The 13,071-nt window shown below is 69.3% G+C and carries 15 protein-coding genes and 2 pseudogenes; 12 read left to right on the forward strand and 5 right to left on the reverse strand.

What is annotated here, in order from left to right; translation table 11 throughout:
• Positions 1-46 precede the first annotated feature (46 nt).
• Both AC3IYI_RS00395 and AC3IYI_RS00400 read left to right on the forward strand, forming a co-directional pair.
• Positions 47-244: a hypothetical protein gene (locus AC3IYI_RS00395; protein ID WP_489411914.1), complete on the forward strand. Its 198-nt coding sequence runs from the start codon at positions 47-49 to the stop codon at positions 242-244.
• Between the two features lie 36 nt (positions 245-280).
• A complete protein-coding gene (locus AC3IYI_RS00400; RefSeq protein ID WP_489408271.1) occupies positions 281-682 on the forward strand; it encodes a cofilin family protein in 402 nt (133 codons plus the stop codon).
• A gap of 238 nt (positions 683-920) precedes the next feature.
• Here AC3IYI_RS00400 and AC3IYI_RS00405 read toward each other — a convergent pair whose 3' ends face one another.
• Entirely contained in the window at positions 921-1,490 is a 570-nt protein-coding gene (locus AC3IYI_RS00405; RefSeq protein WP_489408272.1) for a hypothetical protein, read from the reverse strand.
• A gap of 883 nt (positions 1,491-2,373) precedes the next feature.
• On the opposite strand from AC3IYI_RS00405, the gene AC3IYI_RS00410 reads away from it, so the two are divergent.
• Together AC3IYI_RS00410 and AC3IYI_RS00415 are read left to right on the forward strand one after the other, a co-directional pair.
• Positions 2,374-2,616, forward strand: a complete 243-nt coding sequence (locus AC3IYI_RS00410; RefSeq protein WP_489408273.1) for a hypothetical protein — start codon at positions 2,374-2,376, stop codon at positions 2,614-2,616.
• A 210-nt stretch (positions 2,617-2,826) separates the two neighbouring features.
• A complete protein-coding gene (locus AC3IYI_RS00415; RefSeq protein ID WP_489408274.1) occupies positions 2,827-3,618 on the forward strand; it encodes a PIG-L deacetylase family protein in 792 nt (263 codons plus the stop codon).
• A 90-nt stretch (positions 3,619-3,708) separates the two neighbouring features.
• Here the strand turns inward: AC3IYI_RS00415 and AC3IYI_RS00420 are convergent.
• Positions 3,709-3,887: pseudogene (locus tag AC3IYI_RS00420) on the reverse strand (type I glyceraldehyde-3-phosphate dehydrogenase); the annotation flags it as partial.
• 1,153 nt (positions 3,888-5,040) lie between these two features.
• Here AC3IYI_RS00420 and AC3IYI_RS00425 point away from each other — a divergent pair.
• The 4 genes and pseudogenes from AC3IYI_RS00425 to AC3IYI_RS00440 form a co-directional block, all read left to right on the forward strand.
• Positions 5,041-5,286, forward strand: a pseudogene (locus AC3IYI_RS00425) (helicase associated domain-containing protein); the annotation flags it as partial.
• 732 nt (positions 5,287-6,018) lie between these two features.
• Complete coding sequence (locus tag AC3IYI_RS00430; RefSeq protein ID WP_489408275.1) at positions 6,019-6,543, forward strand: hypothetical protein; 525 nt, start codon at positions 6,019-6,021, stop codon at positions 6,541-6,543.
• A 651-nt stretch (positions 6,544-7,194) separates the two neighbouring features.
• Complete coding sequence (locus AC3IYI_RS00435) at positions 7,195-7,446, forward strand: transposase (protein ID WP_489408276.1); 252 nt, start codon at positions 7,195-7,197, stop codon at positions 7,444-7,446.
• A 188-nt stretch (positions 7,447-7,634) separates the two neighbouring features.
• Complete coding sequence (locus AC3IYI_RS00440) at positions 7,635-8,120, forward strand: DUF1877 family protein (RefSeq protein WP_489408277.1); 486 nt, start codon at positions 7,635-7,637, stop codon at positions 8,118-8,120.
• Positions 8,121-8,486: 366 nt separating this feature from the next.
• Here AC3IYI_RS00440 and AC3IYI_RS00445 read toward each other — a convergent pair whose 3' ends face one another.
• Positions 8,487-8,690, reverse strand: coding sequence for a hypothetical protein (locus AC3IYI_RS00445; protein WP_489408278.1), 204 nt, complete (start codon positions 8,688-8,690; stop codon positions 8,487-8,489).
• Positions 8,691-9,271: 581 nt separating this feature from the next.
• On the opposite strand from AC3IYI_RS00445, the gene AC3IYI_RS00450 reads away from it, so the two are divergent.
• The 3 genes from AC3IYI_RS00450 to AC3IYI_RS00460 all read left to right on the forward strand — a co-directional run bounded on the left by AC3IYI_RS00450 (position 9,272) and on the right by AC3IYI_RS00460 (position 10,712).
• Positions 9,272-9,796 (forward strand): DUF5956 family protein, encoded by a 525-nt coding sequence (locus AC3IYI_RS00450; RefSeq protein WP_489408279.1) that lies wholly within the window; start codon positions 9,272-9,274, stop codon positions 9,794-9,796.
• A 203-nt stretch (positions 9,797-9,999) separates the two neighbouring features.
• The gene (locus AC3IYI_RS00455; protein ID WP_489408280.1) at positions 10,000-10,506 is read left to right on the forward strand and encodes a hypothetical protein; all 507 of its coding nucleotides are present in this window, start codon (positions 10,000-10,002) and stop codon (positions 10,504-10,506) included.
• Positions 10,503-10,712, forward strand: a complete 210-nt coding sequence (locus AC3IYI_RS00460) for a hypothetical protein (RefSeq protein ID WP_489408281.1) — start codon at positions 10,503-10,505, stop codon at positions 10,710-10,712. Before AC3IYI_RS00455 ends, AC3IYI_RS00460 begins: the two co-directional genes overlap by 4 nt.
• A gap of 53 nt (positions 10,713-10,765) precedes the next feature.
• Here AC3IYI_RS00460 and AC3IYI_RS00465 read toward each other — a convergent pair whose 3' ends face one another.
• Both AC3IYI_RS00465 and AC3IYI_RS00470 read right to left on the reverse strand, forming a co-directional pair.
• A complete protein-coding gene (locus AC3IYI_RS00465) occupies positions 10,766-11,314 on the reverse strand; it encodes a GNAT family N-acetyltransferase (protein ID WP_489408282.1) in 549 nt (182 codons plus the stop codon).
• 179 nt (positions 11,315-11,493) lie between these two features.
• On the reverse strand, positions 11,494-11,907 hold the full coding sequence (locus tag AC3IYI_RS00470; protein ID WP_489408283.1) for a DUF8189 domain-containing protein: 414 nt from the start codon (positions 11,905-11,907) through the stop codon (positions 11,494-11,496).
• A 108-nt stretch (positions 11,908-12,015) separates the two neighbouring features.
• Between AC3IYI_RS00470 and AC3IYI_RS00475 the strand changes: the two genes are divergently transcribed.
• Positions 12,016-13,005 (forward strand): ArsR/SmtB family transcription factor, encoded by a 990-nt coding sequence (locus AC3IYI_RS00475; protein ID WP_489408284.1) that lies wholly within the window; start codon positions 12,016-12,018, stop codon positions 13,003-13,005.
• Positions 13,006-13,071: the final 66 nt, after the last annotated feature.

Genomic DNA, 13,071 nt, shown 5'->3' on the forward strand with positions numbered 1-13,071 from the left:
GAGGATGCACGGGCCGGTTCCCCCTCTTTGTGGCTGGAGTCATTCCGTGCTCGAACGCAAGCAGCTCAAGGGCCGTACCCAGGTCACGTTCGTCCTGCTCGAGGACACTCCCTGCGGACCCGTCAGTGTCGTCGGAGACTTCAACCACTGGAACCCCGCCGCCCACCCCCTCGGCCTGCCGCCCGGCGGTGCGCCCCAGCTGGCCGGCGCCTTCCCGGCCGCCCACTCGTCGAATCCTTCCTGATTCCCAGGCAGTGACCAGCACCGAGGTGAGACGCCCGTGAGTAGCCCGATGGCCCTTTCGGAGAGCTCACTTGCAGCACTGCTGCATCTGCGGGAGAAGCGGGAGGTCAACACCGTGGTTCTCCGCTACGGCGACGTCGCCGGGGTCCTGGTCGCGGAGTTGGAGGGAAACCTGACCCATGAGGAGTTGGTGCAGGCCCTGCCCGCGGGCGAGCCTCGGCTGGTCGTCCATGAGCTGTCCTTCGCCACCCCAGAGGGCACGCGGAGGAACGCGCAGTTGCTGATCTTCTGGATGCCGCCGGACGCCAGTGAGCAGGAGGGGACCTACACAGCCGGGTACAACGCCCTGAAGGAGTACCTCGCCGACGTCCACGTCCACCTCACCGCCCGGCGGGCCGACCAGCTCGAATACCGAAGACTCGTCGCCCTGGCCGGTTGAGCGTACGAACGCACGTGGTGCCGAATGTGGCGCAGCTATCGGCTCCTGACGACGCCCTGCTGTGGGTGCGGAAACCAGCCCCGGCTGGTTCCGCACATCACCCCGGCCGCGGCCCGCATTCCCCACATGTTCCAGCACGCCGTGAACCTGCTGGCGTTACCACCAGCCGGACCTGGCGCCGACCTTTCGACCTCGGCTTGCGCCTCGGAATCTCCGGCGGGTCTCCGCGGCCGGACAGTCACTTCCCGTCGGTGATGTAGTAGTCGTCCTTGAGGTATTCCAGAACGTAGCTGCCGAGGTCTTCCTCGGAGAAGGTGGCGGAGGACCGGACCGCTTCGAGCGGCATCTCGATCGTGTCCAGGGTGCGCACCTGAACGCGCTGCGGATCGACCGTCGCGGTTCGCAGGGCCTTCTTCTGCTCGGGTGAAATCATCTGGAACACGATCGCGTACGTCTTCGTGCACGGACCGAACCCCTGATCCTCTGCCTTCTTCGCGCCTGGCCCGGCCACCTCGCAGACTGTGCCGATGTCCTCACGACCAAGGCCGTGGAGATACTGCTCGTACCGCTGGATCGCACGCTCCTTCGTCCTGGGCGCGGGCAGGCCGGCGGTCACAGTGGCCGAAGGCTGCCCGGTTCCGGCGGATGCGGACGGCGTGCCCGACGGAACGTTCCCAGGTGTGGACGCGGGCGACTGCGAAGGCTTCGCGCCGCCGCTCCCCTTCGCTTCGTCCGGACCGCACCCGCACGTCATCAGCGCCACGCATGCCGATACCGCTGCCACGCTCACCATCGCCCGCGTCTTCATCAGATTCCCCTCCACCCAGCCGACTGCCCATCAAGAACTCACGCACGATCACGCCGAACGGTTCCCCACCCCGACCCCCGACCCGCTGTTCGGACCTCCTCCCCTCCCCACGGTCGTGTCCATTCGGCCTTCCGCCCGTCTCATTTGCCATCAGCAGCCTCTGCGCCAAACCGGTTCAAGGTTTGCAACAGCCGCGTTCGCGATTCCCCCGTACACACATACGTAATGCGTTCTGACGTACCCCACGAGTCCTCCGCCCCTGACGCAGGGGAACGGACCGCCACGTTGTGGGCTCTCTGTGGTTCGGGCCGCAGATCAAACCGACGGATGAGCACAGGCGAGGCTGAGAGGCCCACCGTGGCGCTCGGGGGGAGCGACCAGCGTGACGACGGGCAGGGCCGACACGAGCCCGCCTAGCAAGTGCGGCCAATTCGACGGGCCGGCGGCCACCACCGGCCAGCAACCGCACCAGGCCGACACGGCCGCCCTTCGCCGCCTTCGGCTTGGCACAGACGGTCGACGGCCGATCCGCATGCACTTGTCGGGCGGGCCCGCCCGACAAGTACGGGAGTAGCTGCTCCCGTCGATCGCGGCCGGGGCCGTGTCAGTGCTACCCGGACGCCGTGACCGCCTGGCGCTCCCCGCACTGCGCACAGCGCTCGCGGCCGTCCCACACGGACCCGGGCGGCGCGCTTGAAGGCCGCGGCGGTGTTCCTGGCGGGTGCGCAAGCGGTCGGCCAGCACCGTGCCCGCTATCGCGATCAGACCGCCGCCCAGTGTGGCGACCAACGTTCCCCACTCCATACCGTGACCCCCAACCGGTGCTCCGGAACGGCACGCCCCCGCGCCATCCCTCACGACGGCGGGAAGCCTGTCCCTGCTCGTGTCGCTGCCGACCATGCTGATCGCCTTCACCCGCTACAGCCGTGACGGCAGCTTCGCGGTGCTCGGCGCCAACGTCCGTTTCACCCTGGTCATGGCTGCGGGCTCGATCGCCGGCGCGGTGCTGGGCGGCCTGCTGCTCGGGGTGTTCTCCGACCTGGTGCTCATCCCCGTGCTCGCCGTGATCCTGCTCGTCTCCGCGGTAAAACTCGCCCGCCACGGCAGACCGCGGGCACAGCTCTGAAAACAGCATCTGACCAGCATCAACACACAGCCCCGCGGTGCCGAAACCGAGAGACGCAGCCCCGGCCCGGACACGCCAGATCGGTGCGAGGGCATTCCGGTCGACCGGAACTCCCTTCGCGGCTGCGCACCGTCGACCCTGCGCGCGGGGGGGATCGGCGAAGATGCGCGCCTCCAAGGATCGGTGAAGACGGACCGTCACTATCGGTGGATGACGAAGCGAGATGAAACGGGCGCGTTCGGCCCGCAGAGCCAGCTGCCGCCGCTTCCGGAGGACTGGGAGCGATGTCTGGCCGTGGCGGCGCATCCGGACGACATCGAGTACGGTGCGGCCTCGGCCGTCGCACGCTGGACCGCGCAGGGCAAGCGGGTGACATACCTGCTCGCCACGCGCGGTGAAGCAGGCATCGACGCTCTGCACCCCACCGAGGCCGGACCGCTGCGCGAGGCCGAGGAGCGGGCCGGAGCCCTCGAGGTCGGCGTGGACACGGTGGAGTTCCTCGACCACCGCGACGGCGTGGTGGAGTACGGCCCCGACCTGCGCCGCGACATCGTGCGCGCGATGCGCCGGCACCGGCCCGAGGTGGTGGTGACCGGCGCGTTCACCGTGAGGATGATCGCCGGTGTCACCAACCAGGCCGATCACCGCGCGGTCGGCCTCGCGGTCCTCGACGCCGCGAGGGACGCGGGTAACCGCTGGATCTTCCCGGAACTGGCCGACGAAGGCCTCGAGCCCTGGGGCGGCGTCCGCCTGGTGTGCATGGCCGGCCCAGAACGCCCCACCCACGCCGTGGACGTCACCGGAGAACCCCTGGAACGCGGCATCGCCTCACTGTCCGCCCACGCCGAATACACCACAGGGCTGGGCGCGCAGAGCTTCGAACCCCGCCCGTTCCTGACCTGGGCGGCACGGATGGGCGGCCCCGCGCTCGGTGTCGAGGCGGCCATCCTCTTCGACGTACACCACCTGACATTCGAGGGAAAGCCGCCCTGGGACCAATAGGCTCCACGCCGCGCGCAGCCCGCGCCCGGCCGCCGGAATCCGCGCCCGGCCCTGGGGATCGGCCCTGCTGTCGTCCCTGGTCGGCCGTGGCGCGTGTTCGTCGAGGACGGCGGCCAACGGCGCGATCGCGTTGGTGGTGCAGGAGGCGTTCGAGACGATCTCGTGTGCAGATCCGGGTCGTAGGCGTCGGTGTTGATCCCGTACGCGAGGGTGACGTCGGCCGGCGCACGAACGAGGATCTTCTTCGCGCCCGCGTCGATGTAGGCGCGGACCGAACAGGATTCCAGCCGGACCGGAGTGACCCGCACGGCCGCTTCGACAGGCCGGTCACCGGCCGGGCACCGCGGCGAGGATCCGGTCGGCAGCCAAGTGCGGACATCCGCCGGCGTGCCATGTCACCGACAGCACACCGCCAGCAGCCGACAGCGTCCTCGCCTCGCCGTCCTGGTCCGTGGCCTTGCAGTGCGGGCAGACAACAACCCGCGGACGGCCAGCCTCGCGCACGGCCCTCACCCCTATCCCGACGGCACAACCGGTCCACCGACTCAGGCCAGAACTATCAAATCCGCAACCGGTCCGCCCGCTTACTGGCGGGTATGCGCCAAGATTTACCCACACTCCCTTTCACAGGCCGGCCCCTGCGCTGCCTCCCGGACGGCAACGTGCCCCGGTAGTGGGCCGGACGCAGGCTGGACAGGTGGCCGGTGAGAGGGAGCTCGTCATCCACCCTGCCCTCCCCCAAGGGCGGCCGCAAAGCCGCCTTGCATGCGCTCGGTGTGGACGCCGACCTCGCTCACGCCCCTCCGTTCCCGAATCCGCGTAAGGCCGCCTGCCCCGGCCCGCTCTTCCCCCAGCACCGCCCGGCACCCGCACGAGTACGACCTCGACGCGGTGTGGCGATACCAGTGGCGCCGCGACGGCCGCTGACACCAGCGCCCGGGCGGGTCAGACGCACCGGGGAAGCAGGGAATACCGGACGGTTCGCATAGCGCTCCTCGCCAGCTAAGGAGGTGCGGCTGTCGCACGGCCAGGTGGTGGGACCTGACTACAAACGACGCAAAGGTACAAGCGCTCCTCGGGCTCGCCGAGGATTGTCCGGACACCACCGTCGTCTCAGCGTGCGTCCTGTAGAGCTCCGCGTTGCGAGGGGCTCCCGTTCCCGCGCTCTGCGACAGCGTGGCCGTCGTGTGCGCGTACGCCGGCTGGCGCGCTGGTCGGTGAAGCCCGCCCGGGTCGGACTGGGCGGGCCGCCACCTCTCAGGGCTGACTGTGTTCAGCGATAGGTGCTCCAACGCCCGAACCGGGCCATGAGCTTGCGTGCGGCGTCTTCATCGAGGCCAAGGCGAGCGGCTGCCTGTGCGGTGTCGAGGTCGTTGGCGGTGCCGCGGGCGGCCCAGTAGCCGACCCGTACAGCCGTGAGCAAGAAGCCCCAGCAAGGCGGAGCAGGCGTTCCAGCGGGGCTTGACGGCCCTCGCGCAGTGGGTAGAGCGGGAAGGCGCGGACCGGCCGGTGCCGCGTGGCCACAGCGAGCCCATCACCGTCGGCGGCGAGACGGAGCCGGTGACCGTGAAGCTCGGCGTGTGGATCTCCAACACCAAGCCCCGGAGGGACAAGCTCACCCAGGAGCAGCGGGCAGCGCTCGTTGAGCTGGGCGTCGAGCGATCGTAGGGCCAGTCCGCCCGGCCACAGAACCTGTCGGAGGCCGGTTCGTTGATCACTCGAGTCAGATGCAGCGGAGCGGACGGCCAATGGCTGGAGCGCCAACACCAAGGTCGAAGACGTCGCCGCGTTCCGTACCTACCGGGACCAGGCCTACCCGCAGCGCCAGTTCCCCGCGGGTACCCGGCTCTGCGCGGAAGGCTTCATCAACGGCAGCAGTGTCGGCCTGCCCTGCGTCACAATCACCAACTGACCCGGCTCGGGGCGCCGCACGAAGGTGTGCGTGGCTGAGTCGTTGAGGAAGAACGACCGCGTGACTGCATGTCTGTCTGTCGCCCGGGACGCCGCCCCAGGTGTCATCACCCGCAGGCTCCTGAGCCTTCGCAGTCCGGCCGGCCCGGTACGCCGGGACCCCGGCGAGCCCAGGGTGCGGGCACGGGCCTACGCCGACGTCCTGCGCCTGGGCCTGGGCGGGAGTGCCCCTAGTCGGAACGTCTGGGCAAGCCTTGTCGGCAGGGCTTGCCCAGGCTCCCCTTAAGCTTGCCCAGTGCTGATCGCGGCCCGGATCGTCAGCCTGGATGAGCTGCTCCAATTCCCCGAGGGGCTGCGTAGAGTACCTGCGGTCATCGAACGGAGAAGACGTTGGACGCGGTCGAGTTCCCTCTCAGCGCTCGGGTCGGCCGGGCCCGGCGATGGCTCATAGCCACGAACACGGCGGGTGCCGTACTCGCAGGCGCCGCCGTGGCATCCGTGGTGGCCGACGCTTCCGGCCGGGTACCGGTGCCGCGGGCGGTCCAGGCGGTCCTGGTACTGGTGACGCTGTTCCTGCTGCCCGTCGCATGGGTGGGGGTACGTGCCGTCTGGGCGCTGCGCGGGCGTGCCGAGTTGTTCGCCGCAGCTGGGGAGCACCGTCGGCAGCGTCCCACAGACCGGCAGCTGGTCGACCACGTGCGCGACGAGCACCCGCTCACCCCTGTGTGGTGGATGCTGGGCATCCTCGGCGGCCTCGGCACGCTCTGCCTCGGGTTGGCGCTTCCGTTCGCCCTGGCGGACGGGGCCGTTCTCGCCGGTGCACTCCTCGGCGCCGGGCTGGCCGCTTCCCTGACCGCCCTGGCCCTCGCTGTACCCGGGATCCGCCGAGCCGACCGCCAAGGCGCGCAGGACCGCAAGAGGCGCAGCGAACTGTGGTCGCTGCCCAACGCCGTCGAACGCCGGCTCGCCGTCCCCCTCCTCGGCACCGGGGACGGAGCACACACCGGCGCCTGAACACATGGTCAGAGAACCGGCGAGACTTTGCCGGTCATCTCCACCGTCCACGAGCTGCAGCGTCTGGCCAGGAACGCGGCCGCCCGCTGCGGGCCCAGACCACGCCCCATAGGGGTCTGCTGTTCAAGGCCGCACCGCCGACGGCGGCGGCCACCGCCACCGCCCCGGTATTCCATCGGAAACGAGAGCATTCGGCAGCGGCGACACCGCCCACTTCGCTGCGGCTGTGGCCCTGAAGATGTCGTGCATGCGCCGGTCTCGTCTGCCATGTGCAGGTCGACGACGGCGTGAGGTTCGCGATCGAGACCTTGACGACAGGCTCTTGCTCGGCGCCCACGGCAGCGATGGTCTTCATCAACGCAGTCGTGGAGTGCGAGGGCGAACTGTGGGTGGCCCCGACAGCCACGCTGACCTCGATCCACTCCTCCCGGTGTTCCCCTTCGGTGCCGAGGGATGCGCCCTGGGGGCTGGCCGGGGGCGGCCCGCTGGAAGGCTGCTCCCGGCACCCCGCAAGTCGGCTGGTCTCGGCCTCCGCCGATACAGGCTCCGAAGAAGACGACGTGCATGGACATTCCTTGACGATGAACCGTCGTCTCTACCTACTGGTGACGGCGAAGGCCTCATCCGGCAATAGATCTTGAACCACCACCCATGACGTGGCTCACGCATCCCTGTCGGGGGAAGGACCCGCCGGACTGGTACGAGGAGATCTACGGGCGCCAGCGCAAGGCGCACTCATCACGCAGAATCCGGGTCCAGCACGGCATCGCACACCTCAAGAACTGGCGAGCCCTCGCCCGCCACCACGGCCGACGCGAGCACCTGAGCGACACGATCCAAGCCGTCGCCAGCCTGCTCTCACACCAGCAGACCGCCACCCGCGGCGGCCGTCAGCGACAGTGACCACCTGGTCGGCCCGCGCCTTTCGACGCGTCACCGCCAACCATGCACGAGCTCGTTAGGCCGTGTATCGAAAGACCTGCGCGGGTGGCGCAAGTCGATATCGCCGACACCTAACTGTCAGTGTCTTCGGGTAGGTTCTGTCCGTTCGGCCTGACAGGTGGGTCATTTGAGATGAGGGATTCGTCGTAGTGAGCATCTACCTGCACTTTCGTGCCGTGGCTGAGTCCGAGATCCGGGACGACCACACCTGGCTCGCTGCGTTCATGTCTGAGGCTTGGGAAAACAACGAGGCCGAGTACGCAGCGGGCATCACCCACTCGATCAACAAGAGCTGGGGCGCTGTCCACGACCTCTACGCCGCAGCCGATGCCCTCTATGCAGACGCTGACGAGTCCTGGAATCTGCCGATCTACGGCGGCCGCCCTGTGCCCCACAGCCCTGACGCCGACCCCTCTGATCCCCCGCTGATGCTTCTGGAGCCGACCGGGGTGTCACAGGCCGCGCGATTCCTTTCGACTCTCTCTTTCGACGAGCTGTGGAACGTTGTCGGTGACAGGTTCAGTGACCTTAGCTGGGCCAGGCAGGAGTACCTCGAACATCATCGGGGCCTCCAAGAGTTCTATGGGCAGGCGGCTTCGGCAGGTCATGCCGTGGTTAAAGCGGTGTGGGCTTGAGACGTGGCCACGTGCTGGTCACAGCCATTCGTTGATGGCTGCGACGAGCACAGTCGTCTCGTAGCGGACCGCGAGTTTGTCGTACCGGGTGCCGTACAGCCGTGGCCCTGACATCGGTTTCCGCGGCCTTCAGCGCCCGTGGGGGCTTCCAGTGCTCTCGTGCCTCTCCCTGAAAGGGATTCCACGTGCGTCTCCACCACTCCCTGGCCCTGGCCTACGTCGCGCAGCTGCCGCGGAGGGCATCTCACTCCCCCGGTGGAGCGGATTCACCGGAGGAACGATCCGCCCATCGCCTCACGCTCCCCGCCGAACTCCCACCTCACCCGCCCCGCGTGGGCCCCAGGCCACAGACACGGCACATGCCGTTCAGCCGGCCGCCGCGGCCGTCCCCTCCCCGAGCCGGGGCACATCATCAGGAGTGACTTCCCGACGCAGCCGGACGTAGCGCAGCGGGTGGCGGAACACCCCGCGATCGATAGCGGTGTCGGCGCCGACCTCCGCGACGGGGTCCGGGCTGACCAAGGTCGCGTCGAGGACGTCGCGACTGCCCCACGCGGAGGTGAACCGCACCCCCGTTCACGGATGGTCGGGACCGGCCGCAGCCAGATGCTCGGCAACCTGCCGGCCCGCGTCCGGGCGTAGCGGGACGGTGCGCCCGACGGTGCGCAGGCCGCCCCAGCAGCTCATGGCCGCCGTCGCCGGACCCCCTCCCCGTTCTGGGGGCGGCCGCCGCGGAACGCTACGCCGTCGCCGGCTTCGGCCCGCTCCTCCAAGACCGCGCCCAGCGTGCACGCGACCACCCCGAGCACGTCGACGCATCCTGCCGGGCCCGGGCCGCACCTGCCGCGCGGGCGGCCGCGGCGGAGTCCTGAAGGGAACGGCGCAGCCGCCCGGGAGGGCCGACGCGGCTCCAGCGGCAGACCACCGCGTGACAGGGCTAATGATGTCCGGGTGGCTGTTGCTGCGGCTGAGCAAGACCTCGTCGTTGAGCGTGCACGCGCGCCGGTAGGGAACCGCCTGGTGGCCGCCGACCTCACCGTCCCTGACAGCCCGGGTTGGCCCCGCCTGACCGGCCTCCGCTCGGCCGGGGTCCTGACCTACGGGGTCACGGAGAAACCGACCCGAGGCCCTGGCGAGTACTGTGCGTAGGTATGTCATGGGATGAGAGTGGTCTTCCGCATCGGCTGGCGGAGCGTCGGTCCGGGGTGAGCGAGCTAGAGCCGGACCGGTTGCCGGAGGCGCGGGAGCTGGGACAGTGGGGCTGGTCGCTGGCACCAGATGCCCCGATGTGGGCGCTCTTGCCCTATGTGTGGCCTCCGGGTGCGCGTACCTGGGTGCCCGATCGGTCGACCCGGTGGCAGATCGATACCACCCTGGACGCGACTTGCCGGTTGCTGGACGTGGCCTGCCACCCGGTCTCCCAGGCCGAGCGGGAGACACAGGAAAGGGATGCCAACGCGGACCTGGCCCGCGTCGGCATCCCACCTCGGCCGGCGGGCCGAGTGTGGCTGCTCCGCCCGGTGGGCGAATTTGAGGATGTGGAGGGCGTACTCGACCACCTGTGCGCCGGCGCGGAGGCCCGAGGGGTGCCCGTGGGCCTGTCCGCTGAATTCGCAGAGCTGTGTGCGGAGGAGCTCAGGGGCCTTGCCGTAATGGACGATCAGTCGTCTGCCTGAGGCATCTAGAGGCTTGGGCTGGCTGTGCTAGGGCTTCGAGGGCACCTGGTAGTACTGGCAGCCGGTGCGTGAGTTGCGCTTGGCCCAGCGGCCGGTGTGCAGCACACCGGCTTTGAACAGTTGCCGGTGCCCGAAGGCGGTGAACTCGCATGGTGCGGGTGCCCAGGTTCTCCCCGCCGCTGCCGACCAGTACGCTCCCGCCCGTGAACGATCTTCGGGTGGGAGCGTCCCTGGTTGCGGGCGGACTGGTCTTCGGCGTACTCACCGTCATGGGTGGAGGGTGGGCCCTCAACGGCGGGATCTACGGCTGCACCGCCGCGGATGCGGCACTGCAGGACCCGATGGCTGACCAGGTCCGGACGCTCGGCACCCCGCAAGGAGCACAGGCCGACGACGGGTCTTACTCCGGCTGCGACGACGACGACCGCTTCGCGTACTTCGGCCGGGGGTACACCGAGCCCGCCCACCGAGCGGACGTCGTCGCCTACTACCGGGCGGCCGCCGCCCGCAACGGCTGGCTGCCGGCACCGCCCGAGCCGGACGAGCCCGCCTGGCGCCATGACCCGGCCGGCGAACGGATCGGCCTCTGCTTCACTAAGCAGATCGACGGCGCCACCTCCCATCTCGCCGTGTCCTGGGCATTCGACGGGGGGCAGGGCTACATGGTGGAGGCCCGGGCGAGCCAAAGCGGCAGCTCCTGGTGTCCGTGAGCCCGGCCCCGGGCGTCCGCCGGACCAGCCAGGCCAACACGGCCTTCACCGACCCCGACCACCTCATCCGCCGGCTCCGACACGGCCTCCGCCAGATCCAGTACCTCAGCGACAGCATCGACGGATGCCTCACCGCTACGGGCCTCATCCTCACGTCCGGCTCCGACAGACCATGCTGTGAGCCGCCGCAGCATGCGCTCCTGTGAAGCCGCGCTCAAGGAACCGGAGGTGGAACCCCGATCGTTGGTCGAGTACGCGCTCAACCAGACCGCGGGACCGAGGACCACGCGCCGAACCACTGGTCGGCGCCGAACTCCTCGAACCGCTCCATCTCGGTGAACCCCAGTTTCTCCGCGACACGTACCGAGCGGTCGTTGGCCACCTGGGTGCAGAGCACCACCGGCTCACCGGGAAAGGCGTCGGCGAACCAGCCGAGCGCCGCCGAGCATGCCTCAAGAGCGTACCCACGTCCCCACGCCTCCGGCAGGAGCATGTAGCTGAGCTCGGCCTCCCCGGCATCAGGACGGACGTGCCCCGGACGCTCCGCGTCCCGCAGGTCAAGCGTGACGATGCCGATCATCGCCCCGTCGTGATCGACCACGAACACGCCAGGGCGCCGCCCTGGCACTTCAGGCACTGCACTCTCAAGCTCAGCACGTGGTCGGGGGCCTCCGAGGTACGTCCGCACCTCTGACGAGGCGAACAGGTCAATGTACGCCGCACGGTCCCGGGCCTCGGGCTCGCGGAGCATGAGCCGCTCGGTCCGCAAGGGGGCGGGCGGCCAGACAACGGGTCCAAGCTCAGCCATGACAGGCAACCTACCGACTCTCCCCCGCGGCGGGAGCATCAGGCCCGACGTGGCAGGGGGCGAGCGCTTGCACTTCACCTTCCACGCGCCTCCCGGACCCGGGTTGCGGTCCGCCATGTCTTCGAACAGGCGAACCAGCACCTCCCCGGGTCCGATCGCCGCACCCGCTACAGGCCCTCTCAGCAGTCCCACCAGTTGGTCCAGCCACCCGACCCGGTCCAGCGCTTGCACCAGTAGCCGTTGTAGGTACCCCAGACCTTGAGGTCGATCCTGGACGACGACAGGTAGGTGACGTCCACCCCGCTCTTCGCCACTCCGCCCAAGTCGTGCCAGGGGCCCCAGCTCGAGCTGCCAGGGCTCAACTGGTGGGAGTCGTAGACGTGGTTGTCGGTTCCGACGACGAACCACTGGTAGTGGCCGTCAGGCCACTGGACCAGCGTCGGCTCGTACTCGCAGATGTAGTAGCCCTGGTGGCCCCCCGCGTTGATCCCGCAGGTTGACGCGGACGCCGCTGCCGGCGTGGCGACGAGCGTGCCCACCGCCAGGGCGGTGGTCAGCAGTCCTTGCATGACGCGGCTGCGTAACTTCGACATGTTTCCCCCTGGTAGGGACGAGTTGGTGAATACGAGCTTGGCCGGACCCAGCGCCCCGTACCACGATTTCGCCCCTGCTTAATCCAACGCGAAGCTACGCTCGCAGTCGTGATCCAGCTCCTGTTAGGGCCCGACGACCTGACCCGCATACGGTTCGCCCTGTCTCCTCTGGAAGAGCTCGTACACAGCGTTCCCGTGCTGACGGGGAGTGGTCAGCACATGGTGCACCGGCCCTGGCGGACCCGGGCACTGCCCGCGGTCGCCCATATCGATCTCAGCGTGCTGACAGCACTCGCCCAGGGGCCCCGCTTCATAGCGGACTTCCTCGCGCCCCCGCCCGAGGCGATGACCGGGCACTTCGCCGACGAACTCGACGCGATGGCAAGCACCCCCGCCGAAGAGGTGGTGCGCTCCCTCGACGAGATGAGAGCCGGCCAGGGCCTGCCGGTTTCGCTGCGCCCCCTCTACGAACATCCGGAGCGCGAGCTTTCGCGACTCGCCGCAACCATGGCCGCGTACTGGAGCGCGGCGATCGAACCCGTATGGCCGCGGCTGCGCTCCCTGAGCGACGCCGATGTCGCACACCGCGCACAGCAGCTCACCACCGGCGGGCTGGACCGAGTCTTCGCGGACCTCCACCCCGAGGTCACCTACGCCTCCGGGAAGCTGAACATCGACAAGCCCCGCCACCACGCGGTGCACTCCGCGGCCGGCGCCGGACTGCTCCTGGTGCCCTGCGTCTTCGCCTGGCCCAGACTCCTAGTGCTGCACAACGCACCGCAGCAACCGACACTTACCTACTCGCCGCGCGGCATCGGCCAATTGTGGTCCGCCCGGGGTGACGAACAGCCGCAGCCGCTGACCGAGCTGATGGGCCGCAGCAGGGCGGCTCTGCTGGTGCACCTCGATCTTCCGGTGTCCACCACACAGCTCGCCGCGTACCTGGGGGTGAGCAGCGCGGCCGTCAGCCAGCACCTTGCCGTCCTGCGCCGCTGCAACCTGGTCACCTCGCACCGCTCGGGCCGGTGGATGCTGCACCAGCGGACCGCCCTCGCGACGGAGCTCCTCCTCCCGGGGCGACGGCCAGAGCCCCGGTGACTCCCCCCGAGGGCATGCCGATCGGCTCTGGGGTCGGCAGGGAACTGCGCATCCCGTACCGTGTGC

The sequence above is a fragment of the Streptomyces sp. GL_148 genome (assembly GCF_057834205.1).

What these genes read in the sequence shown, in the direction of transcription:
- AC3IYI_RS00405 (WP_489408272.1), bottom strand. Translation starts at nt 1,490, where the DNA reads ATGAAGACGCGGGCGATGGTGAGCGTGGCAGCGGTATCGGCATGCGTG.
- AC3IYI_RS00415 (WP_489408274.1), top strand. Translation starts at nt 2,827, where the DNA reads ATGACGAAGCGAGATGAAACGGGCGCGTTCGGCCCGCAGAGCCAGCTG.
- AC3IYI_RS00435 (WP_489408276.1), top strand. Translation starts at nt 7,195, where the DNA reads ATGACGTGGCTCACGCATCCCTGTCGGGGGAAGGACCCGCCGGACTGG.
- AC3IYI_RS00450 (WP_489408279.1), top strand. Translation starts at nt 9,272, where the DNA reads ATGTCATGGGATGAGAGTGGTCTTCCGCATCGGCTGGCGGAGCGTCGG.
- AC3IYI_RS00465 (WP_489408282.1), bottom strand. Translation starts at nt 11,314, where the DNA reads ATGGCTGAGCTTGGACCCGTTGTCTGGCCGCCCGCCCCCTTGCGGACC.
- AC3IYI_RS00470 (WP_489408283.1), bottom strand. Translation starts at nt 11,907, where the DNA reads ATGTCGAAGTTACGCAGCCGCGTCATGCAAGGACTGCTGACCACCGCC.